Origin of the sequence: Pseudomonas sp. YNh, assembly GCF_037993085.1 — a bacterium.
GTDB classification, from domain to species: Bacteria; Pseudomonadota; Gammaproteobacteria; order Pseudomonadales; family Pseudomonadaceae; genus Aquipseudomonas; species Aquipseudomonas putida.
The window spans coordinates 85,143-104,244 of record NZ_JBBMRJ010000017.1 but is presented as its reverse complement, the minus strand read 5'-3'; the positions used below and the strand labels follow the sequence as shown (position 1 = coordinate 104,244).

Annotated in this window: 22 protein-coding genes; 11 read left to right on the top strand and 11 right to left on the bottom strand. The window is 59.4% G+C overall.

Annotation, left to right across the window (positions count from 1 at the left end):
• The first annotated feature begins 150 nt into the window (after positions 1–150).
• Positions 151–1,197, top strand: coding sequence for an alpha/beta hydrolase family protein (locus WF331_RS18335; protein WP_340623187.1), 1,047 nt, complete (start codon positions 151–153; stop codon positions 1,195–1,197).
• On the opposite strand, the gene WF331_RS18330 is transcribed toward WF331_RS18335, so the two are convergent.
• From WF331_RS18330 to WF331_RS18315, 4 genes are all read right to left on the bottom strand, one after another.
• On the bottom strand, positions 1,159–2,352 hold the full coding sequence (locus tag WF331_RS18330; protein ID WP_340623186.1) for an MFS transporter: 1,194 nt from the start codon (positions 2,350–2,352) through the stop codon (positions 1,159–1,161). The two genes, WF331_RS18335 and WF331_RS18330, sit on opposite strands and share 39 nt — an antisense overlap.
• 181 nt (positions 2,353–2,533) lie before the next feature.
• Positions 2,534–4,120: an ABC-F family ATPase gene (locus WF331_RS18325; RefSeq protein WP_012272468.1), complete on the bottom strand. Its 1,587-nt coding sequence runs from the start codon at positions 4,118–4,120 to the stop codon at positions 2,534–2,536.
• A 32-nt stretch (positions 4,121–4,152) separates the two neighbouring features.
• Positions 4,153–4,503 (bottom strand): integrase, encoded by a 351-nt coding sequence (locus tag WF331_RS18320; RefSeq protein ID WP_016499940.1) that lies wholly within the window; start codon positions 4,501–4,503, stop codon positions 4,153–4,155.
• Between the two features lie 272 nt (positions 4,504–4,775).
• Positions 4,776–5,339 (bottom strand): DUF1003 domain-containing protein, encoded by a 564-nt coding sequence (locus WF331_RS18315; protein WP_016499939.1) that lies wholly within the window; start codon positions 5,337–5,339, stop codon positions 4,776–4,778.
• Positions 5,340–5,610: 271 nt separating this feature from the next.
• On the opposite strand from WF331_RS18315, the gene WF331_RS18310 reads away from it, so the two are divergent.
• Together WF331_RS18310 and WF331_RS18305 are read left to right on the top strand one after the other, a co-directional pair.
• Positions 5,611–6,039 carry a LexA family protein gene (locus WF331_RS18310; RefSeq protein ID WP_340623185.1) on the top strand — a complete coding sequence of 143 codons (429 nt, stop codon included), beginning with the start codon at positions 5,611–5,613 and terminating at the stop codon, positions 6,037–6,039.
• Positions 6,029–7,303 (top strand): Y-family DNA polymerase, encoded by a 1,275-nt coding sequence (locus WF331_RS18305; RefSeq protein ID WP_284399319.1) that lies wholly within the window; start codon positions 6,029–6,031, stop codon positions 7,301–7,303. The genes WF331_RS18310 and WF331_RS18305 overlap by 11 nt, the downstream gene beginning before the upstream one ends.
• Before the next feature lie 50 nt (positions 7,304–7,353).
• On the opposite strand, the gene WF331_RS18300 is transcribed toward WF331_RS18305, so the two are convergent.
• A complete protein-coding gene (locus WF331_RS18300; protein WP_016499936.1) occupies positions 7,354–7,758 on the bottom strand; it encodes a MerR family transcriptional regulator in 405 nt (134 codons plus the stop codon).
• Between the two features lie 73 nt (positions 7,759–7,831).
• On the opposite strand from WF331_RS18300, the gene WF331_RS18295 reads away from it, so the two are divergent.
• From WF331_RS18295 to WF331_RS18270, 6 genes are all read left to right on the top strand, one after another.
• The gene (locus tag WF331_RS18295) at positions 7,832–8,896 is read left to right on the top strand and encodes an SDR family oxidoreductase (protein ID WP_340623184.1); all 1,065 of its coding nucleotides are present in this window, start codon (positions 7,832–7,834) and stop codon (positions 8,894–8,896) included.
• Positions 8,897–9,135: 239 nt separating this feature from the next.
• Complete coding sequence (locus WF331_RS18290; RefSeq protein ID WP_041167750.1) at positions 9,136–9,825, top strand: hypothetical protein; 690 nt, start codon at positions 9,136–9,138, stop codon at positions 9,823–9,825.
• Between the two features lie 266 nt (positions 9,826–10,091).
• A complete protein-coding gene (locus tag WF331_RS18285; RefSeq protein WP_016499933.1) occupies positions 10,092–10,382 on the top strand; it encodes a hypothetical protein in 291 nt (96 codons plus the stop codon).
• Between the two features lie 507 nt (positions 10,383–10,889).
• A complete protein-coding gene (locus WF331_RS18280; RefSeq protein WP_041167749.1) occupies positions 10,890–11,258 on the top strand; it encodes a hypothetical protein in 369 nt (122 codons plus the stop codon).
• A 161-nt stretch (positions 11,259–11,419) separates the two neighbouring features.
• Complete coding sequence (locus WF331_RS18275) at positions 11,420–11,941, top strand: DapH/DapD/GlmU-related protein (protein WP_229609833.1); 522 nt, start codon at positions 11,420–11,422, stop codon at positions 11,939–11,941.
• 94 nt (positions 11,942–12,035) lie between these two features.
• The gene (locus tag WF331_RS18270) at positions 12,036–12,344 is read left to right on the top strand and encodes a hypothetical protein (protein WP_041167748.1); all 309 of its coding nucleotides are present in this window, start codon (positions 12,036–12,038) and stop codon (positions 12,342–12,344) included.
• Positions 12,345–12,393: 49 nt separating this feature from the next.
• On the opposite strand, the gene WF331_RS18265 is transcribed toward WF331_RS18270, so the two are convergent.
• The 3 genes from WF331_RS18265 to WF331_RS18255 form a co-directional block, all read right to left on the bottom strand.
• Positions 12,394–12,606, bottom strand: a complete 213-nt coding sequence (locus tag WF331_RS18265) for a hypothetical protein (RefSeq protein WP_016499929.1) — start codon at positions 12,604–12,606, stop codon at positions 12,394–12,396.
• A gap of 146 nt (positions 12,607–12,752) precedes the next feature.
• A complete protein-coding gene (locus WF331_RS18260) occupies positions 12,753–12,953 on the bottom strand; it encodes a hypothetical protein (protein WP_016499928.1) in 201 nt (66 codons plus the stop codon).
• Positions 12,954–13,068: 115 nt separating this feature from the next.
• On the bottom strand, positions 13,069–13,383 hold the full coding sequence (locus WF331_RS18255) for a hypothetical protein (RefSeq protein ID WP_016499927.1): 315 nt from the start codon (positions 13,381–13,383) through the stop codon (positions 13,069–13,071).
• A gap of 226 nt (positions 13,384–13,609) precedes the next feature.
• Between WF331_RS18255 and WF331_RS18250 the strand changes: the two genes are divergently transcribed.
• Entirely contained in the window at positions 13,610–13,969 is a 360-nt protein-coding gene (locus WF331_RS18250) for a hypothetical protein (RefSeq protein ID WP_016499926.1), read from the top strand.
• A gap of 45 nt (positions 13,970–14,014) precedes the next feature.
• On the opposite strand, the gene WF331_RS18245 is transcribed toward WF331_RS18250, so the two are convergent.
• From WF331_RS18245 to WF331_RS18235, 3 genes are all read right to left on the bottom strand, one after another.
• The gene (locus tag WF331_RS18245) at positions 14,015–15,196 is read right to left on the bottom strand and encodes a hypothetical protein (RefSeq protein WP_340623183.1); all 1,182 of its coding nucleotides are present in this window, start codon (positions 15,194–15,196) and stop codon (positions 14,015–14,017) included.
• Positions 15,197–15,247: 51 nt separating this feature from the next.
• The gene (locus WF331_RS18240) at positions 15,248–15,727 is read right to left on the bottom strand and encodes a VOC family protein (protein WP_016499924.1); all 480 of its coding nucleotides are present in this window, start codon (positions 15,725–15,727) and stop codon (positions 15,248–15,250) included.
• Positions 15,728–15,837: 110 nt separating this feature from the next.
• Positions 15,838–17,457 (bottom strand): NADP-dependent glyceraldehyde-3-phosphate dehydrogenase, encoded by a 1,620-nt coding sequence (locus WF331_RS18235; protein WP_340623182.1) that lies wholly within the window; start codon positions 17,455–17,457, stop codon positions 15,838–15,840.
• A gap of 480 nt (positions 17,458–17,937) precedes the next feature.
• On the opposite strand from WF331_RS18235, the gene WF331_RS18230 reads away from it, so the two are divergent.
• The gene (locus WF331_RS18230; protein ID WP_340623181.1) at positions 17,938–19,092 is read left to right on the top strand and encodes a hypothetical protein; all 1,155 of its coding nucleotides are present in this window, start codon (positions 17,938–17,940) and stop codon (positions 19,090–19,092) included.
• Positions 19,093–19,102 lie beyond the last annotated feature (10 nt).

The following is a 19,102-nucleotide window of genomic DNA, read 5'->3' as shown; positions in this document are numbered from 1 at the left end:
GTATCTATGCCACGGGTTCGACGCCATGCGCAAATGCATAGGGTGCGCGCGCAACTTGCATGACGATGGTTTCATCCAGTTTTCATCCGGCGCCAGCCAGGCCGGCTCTATGCTGGGCTATCTCTTCGCCCTGCAAGGAACCGCTGGCCGATGACTATCCCTCGCTGCCTGTTGGCGCTGGTCCTGCTCGGCGGCCTGCTGGCCCATGCCGAGGCTGCGCCACGGGTTGTCGGCCTGCACCCTATGACCTTGGCCGACCCGGTCGATAGCCGGCCGATGCAAGCACTGGCGTTCTACCCCGCTATTGGTATACCCCGTAGTAGCCGTATAGACGGCTATCCAGTCGAGGTGGCTGAGGAGGCACCCGTCGCCACGGGCCGATTCCCGTTACTGGTCCTGTCCCACGGCAATACCGGCAGCCCATTGGCGCTGCACTACCTGGCAACCGCGTTGGCGCGGCGAGGCTTCGTGGTGGTGGCGGTAGTGCACCCGGGGGACAACGCCCGCGACCACAGTCGTCTGGGCACCCTGAGCAACCTGTATGGTCGGCCGCTGCAAGTCAGCGCCGCAATCACCGCCGCCCGCGATGATGCATTGGTCGGGCCTTATCTGGACGAAGGCAAGGTGGGCGTGATCGGTTATTCGGCTGGTGGCGAAACCGCGTTGATCCTTTCCGGTGCGCGCCCGGACCTGGACCGCCTGCGCCAGTACTGCCTGGAGCGCCCGAACGACGCCGACGCCTGCAAGACCCACGGCATATTGATTGCCGACCGCAGCGAACTGGCGCCGCAGGCCGACCCGCGGGTAGGGGCGGTGATGCTGATGGCGCCGCTGAGCCTGCTGTTCGGGCGCCATGCCTTGGCCGGGGTTCAGGTGCCAGCCCTGATCTATAGCGGCGATAGCGACCAACTGGTGGCGGTGGACCGCAACGCCGAGGCTCTGGCCCGCAAGCTACCGGTCACCCCCGATTACCGCCTGTTGGCCGGCGCCGGCCACTTTGTGTTCATGGCCCACTGCGACGCCGAGCAGTATGCGCGGATGCCGGCGCTGTGCAAAGATGCCGAGGGCGTGGACCGCCGCCATATCCATCATTCGCTAGAGCGTGAAACGGCGGCGTTCTTCAGCCAGGCGCTGGGCACGCCGCAACTGGCCGAGCGGTCAGCTGCGGCGAGCGTGCCGCGACAGCAAGAGCGTTAGGCCCACCCCGGCCAGGGCGAGCAGGGCAGCCACGCAGAAGATCGAGGCATAGCCCAGGTGCACGGCTACTGCGCCCATCACCGGGCCGGCGATAGCCAAGGCCATATCGAAGAACACCGCATAGGCCCCCAGCCCCGCGCCGCGGCTGCTGCTGGGGACCTGCCGGATTGCCTCGACGCCCAGCGCCGGGTACACCAGCGACAGCCCGAACCCGGTAAGCCCTGCGCCAACCAGAGCCCAGGCCGGCGAAGGCGCGAGCCACAGCAGGCTCAGGCCGAGCACTTCAGTGGCCATGCAGGCGACCGCCACGTTGTAACCACCAAACCGGTTGACCGCGTTGACGAACAGCAGCCGCGAAATGATGAAGCACACACCAAACGCACTCAAACACCAGGCTGCGCCACCCCAGCCGCGCTCCAGATAGTACAAGGTGACGAAGGTGGTCAGGGTGCCATAGCCGATCGAGGCCAGGGTCAGGCCAAGGCCGCATGGCGCGACCCGGGCAAACGCCGACCAGAACGGCAGGCGTTCGCCGCGTACCACCACCACGTCGGGACGCTTGCGCAACACCAGCATGGCAAGGGTTGCCAGCACCAGCAAAGCTGGCCCCAGCACGCTGAAATGCAGCCCATCCACGGCCAACACTCCCAGGGGCGCGCCGATCGCAATCGCGCCGTAGGAGGCGATGCCGTTCCATGAGATCACCCGGGCGGTGTGTTCGGGGCCGACCTGGCTGATGCCCCAGCTCAAGGTGGCCACACCGATCAGCCCCTGGGCGATGCCGAGCAGCAAACGGCCCACAAGCAGCAGCGCCAGGCTCAGCAGGGGCAGCGTCAGGGTCCAGGCCGATAACAGGGTCAATACCCCGCAGCCGGCAATTCCCATCAGGCCGAAACGGATGGCTTGCTTGCCCCCGAGGGTATCTGCAACGCGCCCGGCAAACGGGCGGCTGAGCAGGGTGGCCAGGTATTGCAGGCCAATGGTTACCCCGGCGATCACTGCACCAAAGCCCAGTTGGTCGTGCACGTAGCTGGGTAGCACCGCAATCGGCAGGCCGATGCAGAGGAAGGCAATGAAGGTGTAGAAAACGATCGACAGGATCTGCTGAGTGATGTGCAGCGTGTTGCTGGCGGGGGCAGGTTGTTGCGCGGTCATGGGCTCTTTCGCGGGCGGGCGGTTGGGCGTGGTTCCATGATGGCTGTTACATGAAGGAAATGAAAGCAGGCTAACGAATTATTCGTCGGGTTGCGTCAGCTGTAGGGCTGGCGGTGGGATCTTCGCGGGCAAGCCCGCGAAGAGGCCCAGCCATACACAATGGCCAGGCCTTACCCATCAATCAGACCAGTACGCCCTGGCTGCGCAGGTAATCGTCGTAGGTGCCGCTGAAGTCCACCACGCCATCGGGCGACAGCTCGATGATGCGGGTGGCCAGCGACGACACGAACTCGCGGTCGTGGCTGACGAACAGCAGGGTGCCCGGGTAGTTTTCCAGCGCCAGGTTCAGCGCCTCGATCGATTCCATGTCCAGGTGGTTGGTAGGCTCGTCCATCACCAGCACGTTAGGCTTTTGCAGGATCAGCTTGCCGAACAGCATGCGGCCTTGCTCACCACCGGAAATCACCTTCACCGACTTGAGGATCTCGTCGTTGGAGAACAGCATGCGCCCCAGGGTGCCGCGAATCACCTGCTCGCCGGAGGTCCACTGGCCCATCCAGTCGAACAGGCTCAGGTCGTCTTCAAAGTCGTGAGCGTGGTCCTGGGCGTAGTAGCCCACTTCGGCGCTGTCGGTCCATTTCACCGATCCGGCATCCGGGGTCATTTCGCCGACCAAGGTACGCAGCAGGGTAGTCTTGCCAATACCGTTGGGGCCGATGATCGCAACGCGCTCGCCCGCTTCGACGGTAATGTCGAAGTTCTTGAACAGCACCTTGTCGTCGAAGGCTTTCGCCATCTTCTCGACCACTACCGCCTGACGGTGCAGCTTTTTGGTCTGCTCGAAGCGGATGAACGGGCTGACACGGCTGGAAGGCTTGACCTCGGCCAGCTGGATCTTGTCGATCTGCTTGGCGCGCGAAGTCGCCTGCTTGGCCTTGGAGGCGTTGGCCGAGAAGCGGCTGACGAAGGTCTGCAGCTCTGCGATCTGTGCCTTTTTCTTGGCGTTGTCCGACAGCAATTGCTCGCGCGACTGGGTAGCCGCAGTCATGTACTCGTCATAGTTGCCCGGGAACAGGCGCAGCTCGCCGTAGTCCAGGTCGGCCATGTGGGTGCAGACGCTGTTGAGGAAGTGGCGGTCGTGGGAAATGATGATCATGGTGCTGTTACGCGCCGTGAGGATCGTTTCCAGCCAGCGGATGGTGTTGATATCCAGGTGGTTGGTCGGTTCGTCGAGCAGCAGCACGTCCGGGTCCGAGAACAATGCCTGGGCCAGCAGCACACGCAGCTTCCAGCCTGGCGCCACTTCGCTCATCGGGCCGAAGTGTTGCTCCAGGGGGATACCCAGGCCGAGCAGCAGTTCACCGGCGCGGGATTCGGCGGTGTAGCCGTCCATTTCGGCGAATTCGGTTTCCAGCTCGGCGACGGCCATGCCGTCTTCCTCGGTCATTTCCGGCAGCGAGTAGATACGGTCGCGCTCGGCCTTGACTTTCCACAGCTGGCCGTGGCCCATGATCACGGTGTCGATCACGGTGAATTCTTCATAGGCGAACTGGTCCTGGCGCAGCTTGCCCAGGCGGGTGTTCGGCTCAAGCATGACCTGGCCACCGGACGGCTCCAGGTCGCCGCCGAGGATCTTCATGAAGGTCGACTTGCCGCAACCGTTAGCGCCGATCAGGCCGTAACGGTTGCCGTTGTTGAATTTTACGGAAACGTTTTCGAACAGCGGCTTGGAGCCGAACTGCATGGTGATGTTAGCGGTAGAAATCAAGTGCTTGTCCTGCGGGGGTTCCAGAGGTGTATTTAGGCCCTGTCGTCAGTCTTGGGCCAGTTTTGGGCCAATTCGACTCGGGGCGGCAGCTTCTCCAGCTCCCTCCAGTCCGAGGAGGAGCTGATCCATTTCGCGTAGGTAGAGAGCAACATCTCGACGCTGTGGCCAAGCTGGCTCGCGATGAACACGGGGTTCATCCCAGACATCAGGCACATGGTTGCGTAGGTGCGGCGGGTGTCGTACTGACGGCGTTCACGGATGTTCAGCGCCTTCAGCGCCGATTTGAATTGGCGGATTGTAACACTTGGTTCGTTGATCCACAGCCCACCTTTGCTCGGTTGGAACACGAAAGGGCTTTCGGGGTTAGCTGACTTGGAAGCCATGCGTCGAAGATTCGCAATCTGCCGCGGTCACGCTCATACCCACGGGCACCGGGTTCCTCATGGGCGGACTGCTGTCAGACCAGCCGGCATTCATCTAAAGCGGCCTGCGTTTGCCTTGTCATCAGACCTGACGGTGGGATCGGTCACTGTGGCGAAGACGGTCGCTAACCAGCCGCTCCCACTCGCGCACTCTGGCCACTTCTTCCGGCCACCTGGCGGCGCTCTCTCGCCGATCATCAGCGGCAAGAAGACGTCTTCGATGGTCGGGTTGCTTAGTTGCTGGATGTAGACGCTTTCTCTGATGAGGTAAGCAAGTGTGAGTGCATCTGCGAAGTGAGCATCTCGATTCTTTCACTCATTTGCTTTGTTACTTCCGTGAGCTGTGTATTTTGCTCCAATAACTGCAGTATCTGCTGGCTGTGAATCTCTGCGTCCCGCTGCCGTCGTTGATTGGCCATGGCAATTGCCTCTCGATGTCGTGCGTCTGCTTCAGAGGTAGCTTTGTCACGGTCGGCTTGGCGAGTTTGGGCAAGAAGAATTAGAGGGGCCGCATAGGCCGCCTGCAGACTAAACGCTAGGTTCAATAGAATGAAAGGGTAAGGGTCGAACGCTGACAGCCCCGATAAGCTGATACCCATCCAAATAAGAACCACTACTGATTGAGACCCTAAGAACAACGGTGTGCCAAAGAAACGGGCGAAAGCTTCGGCTCTGCGGGCAAATGCATCATTACCAAAGGGATGGTGCATATGCTCATGGGCGCGATGAAACCTGAGATGGTCGGCGTCTTCAGGAGTTTCATGAGGTTTCGACTGATCAGAGGTTAACGGGTCCATTTGCTGGCTCCGTGGTGGTTTCTCATGTCCAGTCTAGACTAGCCCCCCAGCTTTCCCGGTAGGCGCCACCTTCAGCGAGCAGGCTTTATCGTTGAACGGGGAAGCGCTGGCTGACGGCACGGCGCCACGTTATCAGTGCTGTTGCTGAGTGGATGCTGGGAGCGCACATACCTCACCTCTCGTCCGTCAGAATTTTTACCGGTCAGGATTGACCGGGCAGCCGATGCCAGATTTACTGTATATACATACAGTTCGCATCGGACCTGCCACCATGACCATCATATTTTTGGGTACGCCAACCGGCGGAACCGAACTGCTTCCGCTGTATTCGTTTCACGTTCCGGCTGGTTTCCCTTCGCCTGCCGCGGACCATCTGGAAGGCCATATTTCCCTTGATGAGCTATTCGACCTTCGCGCACCTCATGTGTATCTGGTGAAAGTGGAGGGCGACAGCATGCAAGGGGCAGGGATCTACTCGGGTGACATCGTCATCGTCGACCGCGGTCGTGAGGCGGAGCATGGGGACATTGTCATCGCTGCAGTCAACAGCGAGCCCGTTTGCAAGCGTCTGCATCGTCGCGATGGCGTGGTAATCCTGAAATCTGAAAATCCCGCCTACCCGGCACGGTACATCATGGAAGGCGACGAGCTCGTTGTCTGGGGCGTTGTGCGTTACAGCGTTCGCGACCATGCGCAGTGACCAGGTATTCGCGCTGATCGACTGCAACTCGTTCTACGCGAGCTGCGAGCGCGTGTTTCGGCCCGACCTGGCCAAAACCCCGATCGTCGTGTTGAGCAACAACGACGGCTGCGTGATCGCCAGGTCATACGACGCGAAGCCCTTCGTGAAGATGGGCGAGCCGTACTTTCAAGTGAAGGACAAGCTGCGTCGGCACGGCATCAAGGCTTTCAGCAGCAACTATGCGTTGTACGGCGACATGAGCGAGCGGGTCATGACCCTGATCGATTCGATGGTGCCGGCCACTGAGATCTACAGCATCGACGAGTGCTTCGCTGATCTGTCCGGAGTACAGGAAAACCTGACCCAGTTCGGACGCAAGATGCGGTCCAGGATCTTCCAGTGCACCGGTATCCCCGTGGGTGTCGGTATCGCCGGCACAAAGACGCTCGCCAAGCTGGCCAATCATACGGCGAAGTGCCTGCAGGCGCAGACCGGGGGTGTGGTCGACATTACCGATCCGTTCAAGCGCGATTGGGTGCTGCGCAACACCGAAGTTAAAGAGGTATGGGGCATCGGGCGGCGGATGACCGCCCACCTCGAGGCGATGGGCATTCACACGGCAATGGATCTGGCCAAGGCTGATGCCTGGACGCTGCGGCAGAAATTCAGTGTGGTGATGGAGAAGACTGCCCGCGAGCTCGCAGGCACGCCGTGCCTGGAACTGGACGACCCCGACCCCCCGAAGCAGGAAATCTGCTGCAGCCGGATGTTCGGCAAGCGGCTGACAGAGCTGGCGCCCATCAAGCAGGCAGTGGCCACTTACGTCGGCCGAGCAACGGAAAAACTCCGCGCCCAAGGCTCAGTGTGCAAGCGCATGCGTGTGAGCATTCGCACCGGCATGTTCAACCCGGATGAGGCGCACCACGCACAGGGCGCGTTGGTGGAGCTGCCATACCCCACCTGCGACACGCTGCTGATGACCCGACTGGCCACCGATGCGGTCGGGCGAATCTTCAGGCCAGGATTTCGCTACAGCAAGGCAGAAGTCCTGCTGATGGACCTGCGGCAACCAGGTGATTTTTCAGAGGACTTGTTTGCGCTCAAACAGTCAGTGGCATGTGATCGACTGATGCAGGTGATGGATGACATCAACGGGCGCTGGGGGAGGGGGACGATGCGAGCCGCCAGCGTGCCGGCATCCCCGGACTGGGGGATGAGGAGGGAGATGATGAGCCAATCCTATACGACGCGGATCGATCAGCTCTGGACGGTCAAATGTTAAGCCTGCCATCGGCGTGGCTGGACGAGCTGAGCGAATGGCCTTGCCGGAGGTTATGGCGTAGAGGCATGCAGATGGACAGCTAAGCCGGGAGTAACCAGACCGTTGGCAATGGCACTGGCTTCAAGCTTCGCATGCTCTGCGTTCAGAAAGACATACGCGGCTTGAAGCGTGGCGATCTTCGCTTGAATTTCGGTCATCTTGCTGGCGACCAAGGCTGCGCCTTGCGCGCAATCGATCTTGTTACCTCGCTTGGCTGCAAGAATTTCTCCAATCTCAGCGAGGGAAAAACCGCCACTCTGAGCGCTCTGAATAAAGGCCAGGTCAACAACCGTCTGATCGCTGTAACTGCGGTAATTGTTGGCTTGCCGTTGTGCCACGATAAGCCCGAGCTGTTCGTAATAGCGCAATGTATGCCGACCGACGCCACTGCGGCGCTCTAATTCTCCAACGTTCACACTAAAAACCCCTTGACTGTAGAGCGTGCTCTACACCTTAGCCTGCACCCATTATCCAGACAAGGAATCAGGCATGAGTGTGGAATGCTTCGTCACAGGCGGCAGTGGATTTGTGGGGCAACATCTACTGGCCCGTCTTACTGCTGCCGGGTACAAGGCCTGGGTGCTTATGCGCACCCCTGGCAATATTGAGCGTCTCAGAAAACAGGTAGGTCAACTGGGCGGTAATCCTGCGTATATCCATGCCGTTGAGGGCGATATCAGCAGAGAGGGGCTCGGGATCAGCGAAGCGGACAAGCAGTGCGTGTCTTCGGCCTCTGTGATCTTCCACCTCGCCGCGGAGTTTTCCTGGGGGCTGTCAATGGAGCGCGCCCAGGCAGTCAATGTGCTTGGGGCGCTGAGGGTCGCCAAGCTTGCGGCGAGCCAGCGCATCCGATTGCTGATGGTGGGCGGCTTCATGCTGCAGAACCTTGATCACCTTGCCAGTGTCGGTGTTGATAAAGAGTGCCCTGAGAACACAAATTGGCCCACAGTCTACGGCCGGGTAGGTGGCTACGAAGGCAGCAAGATCGAGTCACATTTTGCAGTCATCCGTTATATGCAGGATGCGGGCGCGGACTACACGATCGTTCATCCTGCTACGGTGTGCGGCCACAGCGAGAGCGGTCACATCCTGGAAGGGCAGCCTCTGGTCGCACTCGTTCGAAATCTGGCACAAGGTCGGTTCAAAGCGGTCCCCGGCTCCCCCCGGCACTGGCTGCCATTAGTCAGCGTTGACTACCTGGTGGCGATGATGACCTGTGTGGCGTTCGACCCCTCGATGGCCAACCGCCAGGCGCTGGCGCTCCATGAACACACATCGGGCCTGCAGGGGATGCTTGAGCAGATCGCAAAAACGCTGGAGGTCAAGGCGCCACGCCGGCATGTACCGATAAGGTTGCTCAGGTGGCTTTTGGCGATTCCCGGGCTGGAAGCACGGTTTGCGATCAGTGCCGAGTCATTGGACTTTATCCAGACGCAGCGCTTCGACATGAGTGATAGCGAGCAACTGGAGCGCAAGTATCAGTTAAGACATCCCGATATGGCGCGCACGTTGGACAAGACGGTGCAATACGTCAAGGATCACTTTCTCCACTGAGGCAGGCCAGTGGTAATGGCTTAAGCAATACGTGTGACAGCGAGCTCGCGTTCGACGCGCGTGGCCCCGTATCAGCAAGACGTCGCCATACTCTAAAGACCCCGTGACAAGGAATGTATTAAATAGCGGAATACTGGCGCGATGATGGTATTTTATCCACGCTGGAATGGGTCAGGTTAGAGATTCAGCTCTATTGAGACGCTGCGCAAGCGCCATAGCAGGCGGCCTGCCGCAGTAGTATGCGTAAGGTCCTCTATCGGAAAAGGGTGAGTGTGTTGAAGGGAGTTCAGATGGCATTTAGAGCGTTTGCGGTTGTCGGTCTCTGTTCGGCCATATTCCAGCCAGCCCTTGCGGGCGACGACAAAAACAGGGTGTTCGTCGCCAAACGATGGTACACGGAGTCCTACGTCAGGGAATACACCGAAAAAAATCATCCCTTGATATTCAGAGATATTTTTAGCAAGCAAATGTCCTATAACTTTGCCGCTGACGGGCCCCCGCCTGGTATGGAAGCTTACAACTATTACGCCAAGCCCAAGTCGATTCGAGAGGGAAATTTTTTAAAGTGGAAGGCTGCAGGCAGTGGCAGGAGCCTGGAGGCTGAGCTTGATAGGCTGTGTGTGCTTGAAGTGTCCGGGGCATTGGCAAGGTTGAAGGGGTGGATAAGGAATACTGTGCGGATGCGGGAGGTAAAACCTCAAAAGGGCGATCTGGATCATGTCATAGTCGCCGCCGTTCGGTCGGGCCAGCTCAGTCGCGCGCCCTTGAATCTGGATCAAAGCAACAAAAATTCAATCTCTCCGATTCCTCCTGAAGGCCCCGGGCGGCTTCTCTGCAATCTCTATGCAACGAGAAAAAGCAATGAGGTGATCTACCACGCATCTGTGGCGCTTACTGCAGAGGGTTTCTACTATGGCTCGGGGCGATAGGTGATGATGGGGGAAACACTGGAAAACTTCCGAGCGTGGTTCACACCACGTAAGCGCCTGTGGACAGGAATAGGTCTGTTCGCACTAACTATTGTTGTACCGGCTGTTAGCCCAGGCACGAGCGTCAGTTGGCTTATAGGGCCGGCGGGTGTTTTTTTCGCAGGTGGTTTTATGCCTGCATCGAGCGAAAAGCGCCAAGGCGATGGCGGCCAGCGCTGATCTGGGGTATTGCTTCGATCTCGGTCAATCCATTGGAGATGTGTGAGATGAAACGCTTATTGCTGGGTGCTTTGCTGGTAGCGTCGGGCGCTGCCCAGGCCGGGATTCCATTGTTGAACGCAACGTGCCCCGGCAACATCGAGGTCCATGCCGACAAGGGCGGGCCGATCTATATCAATGGCAAGGAAGGCAAGCTGAAGAAGTTCAACGATAACTACTTCGAAGCCAAAGGCAGCGGGGTGACGGTTTCACTCTCGATCAATCCCGACGGTTCGCCCGATGTCTCGTATACCGGCAAGAACAAAGCCAACGGGGTGTGCCAGGTCAAGGCGTCGTAGAAGGCCGCCACGCATGAGCGCAGTGGTAGCTGTTGGATGCGGTTCGATGCTGGAACGGTAATTGCTGTGACCCTGAGACATTGACCTCGCGGAGAGCGCCGAAATGACTCAGGATGACCGCTATTACATGGTTTTCGTTGTGGCTGCTGTGCTGGTACTGGATCTGGTGGCAACCCTGGTGTTTCTCAAGGCCATTGCCTGACCCCGAAAGTGGGCTCGGTAATACTCGGAGTTGGGGTCATTTGCCGTCGCTTATGCCCGTCCGACTGTGACATGCCCGAACCCCGCCGGAATCCTTGCGGCCAGGCTGGCCGGCCTGATGCTTGCGAGAAAAGCAGCAGGAGAAAAGCCTGGCTATAACTCAAATGAATCCTGAACCCATATAGCAAACAACCCTATGGCACGGTTGTGATTGAGCAGTAACATGGGTTCACGAAAACTAAAAAATGGGCGTACTACTTGGCAACACTTTTCCAGGTTCTCAATGGGGGAGCAGGAGTGTGTCGCGTGAAGCGTTCAACATCGGTAGCAGGCGCATTGCTTGTGTCCACCCTCGCTACAGTGTTCCTGGCAGGTTGCGCACAAAACCCTGACGTGCGTGACGGGCATGATTATACCTCTGGCACCACCGCGAAAAGCCCACCGGCGTATCTGGGGTGCGTGAAGGGCGAACTTCCAGGGAATGTGAAAACCTACGAGGTCGATGGCGATCACTCGGTCAGACTGTTCATCGAAAGCACCGACCCCAGCAAGGCAGAGGGCCTTGTGGAGTTGCGCAGCACAGCAGGCCAGCAGCGGTTCACCGCCTATCAACGCGATGCCTGGTACGACCACGGCAGGTTGCTGGATGCCGCGTTGATGTGTTCAAGAGCATGATCATCCAACACCAGACGCAAAATGCCCGCCGTCGAGAGCGGGCTTTTTGCCTGTGGGCCGGGTAAGCTTGCGTGCTCAAGAAACGGCAGCAGGCGCCGATAGCCTGCCCGCTAATGTCTCGATGACGCCGTCACTGCCCTCACCACCGTCGGACTTCTCGCTTGCTCTTATTCGTCGCAAAACTCAAAAAAACATTATCCCCTCGTCAGTTCATGCGCTTGCTGGATACCCATGACCTGGGCAAGAAGCAGGTGAATCGCCTCTTGGCCAAAACAGGTGCCAGCACCGAAAGCCATGTGGTCATTCGACCGCCGTTCTACTTCGAGCGCGGCAATCTTGAACTGGGGCAGGGCGCTTTTATCAACAGCGGATGCGTGTTTCTCGACGAAGCCACTATCCGGATCGGCCGCATGGCCATGCTCGGCCCACAAGTACGCCTGTGCACGACCAGTCACGATATCAACCCGCAGCGGCGCAAGGACAATGACTACATTGCCCCGATCACCGTGGGCGACAATGCCTGGATTGGTGCGGGCGCCGTGGTCTTGCCCGGTGTCAGTATCGGCCACAACAGTGTGGTCGCGGCGAACAGCGTGGTAACCCAGGATGTTCCGCCCAACGCGCTTTATGCAGGTTCACCGGCAAAGTTCAAGAAGTGGCTGGTAGAACCGGACAGGACTTGAGCAGCGCCTGTTTTGCATTTGCCTGCCTTGCCCGTGATAATTCACGCATTTGAATGGAGGACAGTGGGTGGAAGCAAGAAGCGTTGTCGCCGAAATGTTCATTGGGATCCCGACGCATTTCTGGGTGTTGCCCGTTGCCGGCCTGGTTGCATACTTCGGCCTGAAATGGTCCGCCAGATTCAGCAGCCGTAGCACCCTCCTGCAAGCCTCGACTTACCTGTTGTTGCTGGCCTTGGCGGTGTTACCCAACGGCTTTTATGCCCTGTTTCCACCGGCGCCCGACCCGGATGTGCTGTTGAATCACGCGCCATTGCCCAACTATGCGGGGCGCTTCTACCTGGATGCGTTCTACGTGTTCAGTGGTTGGGCGCTGAGCAAAGTGGCGAAGCTCAAGTTCAGCTGACTGGCTGCCCTGGCACCTGATGCGACCTGGTCACCCGCTTCGCTCATCATCAAGCGCCTTTGATGTCGTCGATTTTCGCAGCCACAGAGCGCAACTCGTCCGCAACCACATCGATGGAGCGGATGTGCGCCGTGACATCGATCTCGCGCTGTGAACCTCGCGCCTCCATGAACCGGGCGTGGCCGCTCATGGCCTGACTGAGTTTTTCCAGATGATCGGCTGTTCTGACCAGATCCGACTTGATGCTGTGAAGCGTCTCCATAGTGCTAAAGGCCTTCCTTGTCTATTGCTTCATCGGTCCCGTGAGCATCGCCTCAGGGCCGGGTGAAACGCAACAGATTTGTGGAAGGCCCATCCTTGACGGAGCTCTGAAAAGCTTGTGCGATCCCTGCTGTGGGGGCGGAGGTTTCAGCTTTTTTCCTGCACCTGCAGTACCGAACCCTTGTCGTCGGTCACCAGCAATCCGCTGGAGTGAGTGCCGTCTGATTGCTGCTCGGCAAGTGGCACGTCCGAGGAGCGAAAGATGCTGCGGCCCTGTTCACCGGTTTTAAGAGTGACCAGCTTGCCGTTCTGATAGAAGAATTGCGTGGTGTTGGCGTTCTTTTGCATGGTGTGTAATCCCTGGCCGAGTCGCGGTGTGATGCCCCATTGGCAGGTTCACTTTCCCAGCGTTCAGCCGGCCATGCTACTGGCAGAAATATCAGGTGCACTGTATGTCACCCGTTCACGCTTCGTCCGGCAACCGCCCTGGGCTGAAGAAAAACGAGGCCACCACCACCGCCGTGATCACGCCTGTAGCATCTGCAAGAAACAGCAGCAAAGCACGGGTATCACCCGGTGTCAGGTGTTTGCCTAGCGCGAAGTCCACACCGTGCGGGCATGCGGCGATCATGAGCAGCATGGCGGCCAGCAGGCCAGAAAGCAGCTTCATGTAGGCCCTGCCGAATGCCAGGCCATAAGCCCAGAACACGAAAATACAGAGCACGGCCAGGCCGGTGGAGGTTGCATATTGGGCGAGTAGGTCCAGCCACCAGAGCATGGGGTTCTCCTGAGCAAAGCCGGCCGTTGATGCCGTGATGTTAATCAGAAGCAGGGCAGAATGAATTCGTTCCTTGGGTCACAACAATTAATTGCTGCTCCCGGGCGCTAGTAAACAAGCTGCTATGTGTGTTTGTTGTTGCTGGCGCGTTGGTACTGTGTCAATTACGCGAAAATTCAGCTGCAAGACCTTGGTTGATTAGGAACTCGGCGCAACCCTCGCTAGAATGCAGCGTATCCCTGACGGCCAATTGCAAATGCCTACTTTTCGTATCTTTCTCGCCTCTGCGTTAGTTGCCACTCTTGTCGGCTGCGCAACGCCCGGCAAACCCACTGCCAGCAAGCTGACCAAAAAATCACCGCAGCAGTATGCTGCCTGTGTCCTGCCCAAATGGCAGGCCTTGGCACCCCAGGCCACACAGAAGTCGATTGCCCACGGTTACCGGCTGACGGCATCCAGTGCGGTGGCAAGTGACGATGTGCTGGACGTGGTCGACGCTCGCGAGGGCAGCCGCGCGACCTTCTACAAGGGCAGCTTCCTGTCTGGCGACAGATTGCGCCAGGCGGCCAAGGAATGCCTGGACTGAATCGGTACCCGCGAGCCTGGGGCGGGGGCATGTACTGTCCGGCGTTCAGCGCTCCCGCATGAAGAAACCGGCGACGAACTTGCGGAAGGTTTCCAGGCTCTTGAAGTCGGCGTAGCGCTTGAAGTTTTCGGTGTCCGGCTCTGGTCCGATGGGCTGTTCCAGCAGCGACACTGACAACACCCTGTCCTGGTCCGAGGTCAGCACCAGCTCATCCATCACCTGGCCGCCGATCACTGGCCGGCGCATCTGCACCTTGACGCCTTTGCTGGCCATCCAGTCGATCAACGACACCAGGGCCTTGAGCGGTTCGCGCTCTTCATCGCGATACACCGGGAACAGATGCGAACGGGACAGCACCGGCACGCTGGCCACGTGGATCAGCTCATAGAAATGGCTCCCGGCGCTGGTCGGCGAGTAGATCATCAGCGCCAGCAACGGCCCGGTGGTACGGCTACCGCCCCAGTACAGGTGGTGCCCCTGGAAGTCGAAGCCGTCTTCACTGCGGTTGTTGAACAGCTTGCGCCCTTTGATCTGGTCGACGCAGTCCAGCATCAGCCCATGGCGGCGATGGTTGCCGAACACGGTGGCTTCGCGCAGACGGGACTTGAGCATCATCATGTGCTTCATGTCCAGCCGGGTTTCCAGGTAGTTGCTGGCAGGTACCCGTTCCAGCAGCGGGTAGCGGCTGGCCACGCTGCGCAATTCGGCAAACTGCGTGGTCAGGTCTTTTTTCAAGTGGGTGGCGTAGAGATTGAGGCCACTGGTTTCGATCCAGGTCAGCAACAGCGACAGCAAGCGCTGCTGTTCGCGCCGCTCGTGACCATCACTGGTGGCACTGGCGTTACCGGCGCGGAAGTCACCAATCAGGCGCAATGGCGCGTCAGGCGGTAGCCAGGCGGCGGGTGGCGCAGGGTCGTCTTCGCGCCCGGAGGCCTCCCGCTCGTCCTTGGTGAACGGGCAGCCAGGCGCGTGCGCGGCGGTGCCTGGGTTGTTCTTGAGGAACAAGGTGCCGGTGCTGCCGTTAAGGGTGACATTGAGCACCGGCAAGGCGTCTTTGCGGCAGTCACAGGCCAGCCACTGGTTGGCGTTGCGCACCTTCATCAGTAGCTGGTTGGCCTGCAGCAGGCGAGGGCCGACGAGGCTGCCGGCAGCAAAGCCGACCAGCAGCTCCTCTTCGGCGGAGGTCAGGCTGCGCACCTGCGCAGCGGTTTTGTCGATGATTCGCATGAAGCAGCTCCAGGCTACGAGCCTCAAGCTTCAAGCAAAGTCGCGCCGCTTTCAACTTGCCGCTGGGTTACCACCGAACATCTTCGCGGCGCGGGCACGAATTTCATCAGGGCTCAGGTCCTCCTTATGGGTGGAGACGAACCAGATATTGCCGAACGGGTCCTTCAGGGTGCCGCTACGGTCGCCGTAGAACTGGTCGGTCAAGGGGTGCAACTGGGTGCCGCCAGCCGCCAGGGCCTGGGCGTATACCTTGTCGCAGTCCTCGACATACAGGTGCAGGCCCACGCCTGCGCCACTGAGCTTCTGGCTGGCGGTAAGGCCGCCCTCCATGTCGCAGGGGTCGCCCAGCATCAGCGACGAGTCACCGATCCTCAATTCGGCATGGCCCACGCGCCCACCAGGGGCATCGAGGCGGAACATCTCGACCGCACCAAAGGCCTCCTTGTAGAACTCGATGGCCTTGGCGGCGTCGTTGATAGCCAGGTAGGGGGTGATGCTGTGCTGGCCTTCCGGGATGGGTTTGACTGCCATGTTCGACTCTCCTTTGCGGTGGGCGCCGGAGGGCGCCCTGTTGCTTAGAGTCGTTTGCGCCGATGGAAAATCGACAATGGCGCTAGATCGATTTTCTATAAGTGCGGCCGTCAGAAGATGTAGTCGGTGGTCAGGAAGCTCGATTGGCGGTTACGGATGATTTCGCTGATCAGTGCCTTGTTGGCCTCCTGGAAGCGGGTGGCGACCAGGGTGCGGATAGAGAAGACACGCAAGGCGTCATGTACCGACAGGGTGCCTTCGGCGCTGTTCTTGCGGCCGTTGAACGGGTAGGTGTCCGGGCCGCGCTGACATTGTGCATTGATGTTGATGCGCCCCACCTGGTTGGCGAAGATGTCGACCAGGCTGCCGATGGTCGCCGGGTCGTTGCCGAACAGGCTCAGCTGCTGGCCGTAGTCGGAGTCCAGCACGTAGTCGATGACGGTTTGCAGGTCGCGATATGGCACTACGGGTACCAGGGGGCCGAACTGCTCCTCGTGGTACACGCGCATTTCGTGGTTCACCGGGTACAACAGGGCCGGGTAGAAGAACGACCCGCGGCTTTGCCCGCCACCTTCGTTCAGCACGCGCGCGCCCTTGGCTGTGGCATCGGCGACAAGGCCGTCGAGGTAGTCGACTTTGCCGGGCTCCGGCAATGGCGTCAGCGCCACGCCCGGTTCCCAGGGCATGCCGGGCTTGAGCGCGGCCAGTTTGCGCTGGAACTTGTCGAGGAAGGCGTCGACCACGTCCTCGTGGACAAACAGGATCTTCAGTGCCGTGCAGCGCTGGCCGTTGAACGACAGCGCGCCGGTAACCGCTTCTTCGACGGCGTTGTCGAGGTCGACCTGCGGCAGCACGATGCCCGGGTTCTTGGCATCCAGGCCCAGTGCGGCGCGCAGGCGGTGGGGGCGTGGGTGCAGCTTTTTAAGGTCGCTGGCAGCCTTGTGTGTACCGATGAAGGCGAACACATCGACGTTGCCGCTGGCCATCAGCGCGCTCACCGTTTCCCGGCCGCGGCCATAGATCACGTTGATCACACCCGGCGGGAAGCTGTCACGGAAGGCTTCGAGCAACGGTCGGATCAGCAGCACACCGAACTTGGCCGGCTTGAACACTACGGTGTTGCCCATGATCAGCGCCGGGATCAGCGTGGTGAAGGTTTCGTTCAGTGGGTAATTGTAGGGCCCCATGCACAATGCCACGCCCAGGGGCGCGCGGCGGATCTGGCCGAGGGTGCCCTGTTCCAGCTCGAAGCGGCTGGAGCGGCGGTCGAGGTCCTTGAGGGCGTTGATGGTGTCGACGATGTAGTCGCAGGTGCGGTCGAATTCCTTTTCCGAATCCTTGAGGTTCTTGCCGATCTCCCACATCAGCAGCTTGACCACCGCCTGGCGCTGCTCGCGCATGCGTGCCAGGAAGGTTTCGACATGCTGGATACGTTCGGCCACTCGCATGTTCGGCCAGGCACCGCGGCCCTTGTCGTAGGCCTGTACGGCGGCGTCGAGGGCGGTGAGGGCGGTGTCGGCATCGAGCAGCGGTGCGCTGCCCAGCACCACCTGGCGTTCATCAGCACCCTCCTTGAGCCATACCGGACTGCGTACCGTGGCCAAGGGGCCGTCCCAGCGCCTGAGCTCGCCGTTCACCAGGTAATCTCGTTGTTCCAGAGGGGCTCCCAGGCGCCAGATTTCAGGGATGTTCTCGGCGCTGGGGAAGAGTGAATCGAGCAGACGGTCCATAGGTACTGCACCTCACATTGCGGGGCTGGTTTCAAGCCGGGTGAATCGCTTCAGCTGCGAGCATGCACCGGCCGCCGGAAAAACACCAGTCTGGCTCAAGCGGACCGTGTGTGCTTGCCAAATGAGCCAGCAGGCACCTTGTAAAGCGTTCAGGCAGTTTGACGTTTCTTTTATGCAAAGAAGATATCAAATGCTAATTATCAATAGCCAAGTGGTAATGAAATGCCAGGTGTGTCGGCACGCTTATAGCAAACTTGCGATTGGCGTGGGTTTCCACGCAGGAAATTTGACGCCATCAAACTTGATCTAAAGTCAGCCAGAAGCCGCTTGCCAAAGCGTTTGCAGGCATCTTAAATTGTTACTGAATGTGATAGGCAAGTTTCACGGCAAACTATAAAAATCAAAGCGTTAAGTGTTTTTGCTGATTTTTTCTCTTTTTCAGATAGACCATAGAGCACTTCAAAGGACGTCGAAGAAGAAATGAAAGAGACCTTGACGGCTGTGGCGCGAAAGCTCCTGTCACCCTCCATGCGCTACGAAATGAGGCTGCTGGCCAGCAAAGTTCGGGAAATGGCGGCGCGTGCCTGTTTCTGGCGTTGGGAAGTAGCCAGGTTTCGGCTACAGCAGGAAAGCCCTTACGAAATTCTTTACATCGGCCGCAAGCAACAGCGGGAAATGGCCAAGCTGCTGATCGGTGGCAAGGGCCAGGGCAGCGCTTCTATCGTGGACAGTGCAAGTGCGACGGCGGCTGCCAACCATGTCGTGGTCATCAGCGAAATGCCCTCGTCGGGAGCGCTGTCGGTGCCCCATTACCTGAGCGCCGTAGTGCCACTGGGCCGCTCGCTGGAGGACATCACGGCGCGCTACGACAGCGAACTGCGGCGCAGTATTCGCAAGAATCGCCCGCTGTACCAGATGCGTCAGGCCCTCTCGGACGACGAGATCGCCATGGCAGACCGTGAGCTGCTGCGCCCCTATGCCACCGCCAGGCAGGGTATCCATGCTGCGCAGTTCCCCACGGAAGAAGTGTTCCGCATTGCCAAAAGCGTCGGCAGGCTCGACCTGATCACGTTGGGTGACGAAGTGATCGGCTGCCATTTGGGTTGCGAAGTGGTACGCGGTGGCAAGCGCTACTGGAGCACGTTGCGTTTCGGCTATTGCGAGGCGGTGTTCAGTGATGCCAAGAGGTTGCGCGAGGTCAATTCGATTACCACTTTCATGGCGCTTGAATGGGCCTTGGAGCAGGGCTTCGATTATTACGACATCGGCCTGTGCCTGGCGCGCCCGGACGACGGCCTGCTGAAATGGAAGCGCCGTCGCGGGGGGGACATCGACTCTTTGGGCAACCATGCCTACCTGTTTGTTCGCCTGCCCAAGACCGGTACGGCGAAGTTCTTGTGGGATACCCCGATGTTTGCAGTGGAGGGCGACAAACTCACGCTGCACCTGGGGTTGCCGGATGGCCCGAGCGATGAGGAGGTTGCCAGCCGTTACCACGAAATGGTGTTTGGCGGCCTGCACAAGATTTATCTCTATGGTGGCAGAAGTGCGGGTGAACCGTTCGTGGAAACCCTGCGCAGCCGTTACGCCAGCCTGCAGTCGCCGCCCACCATGGAAAGAGTCACATGCAACTGAGTGGTTGCCA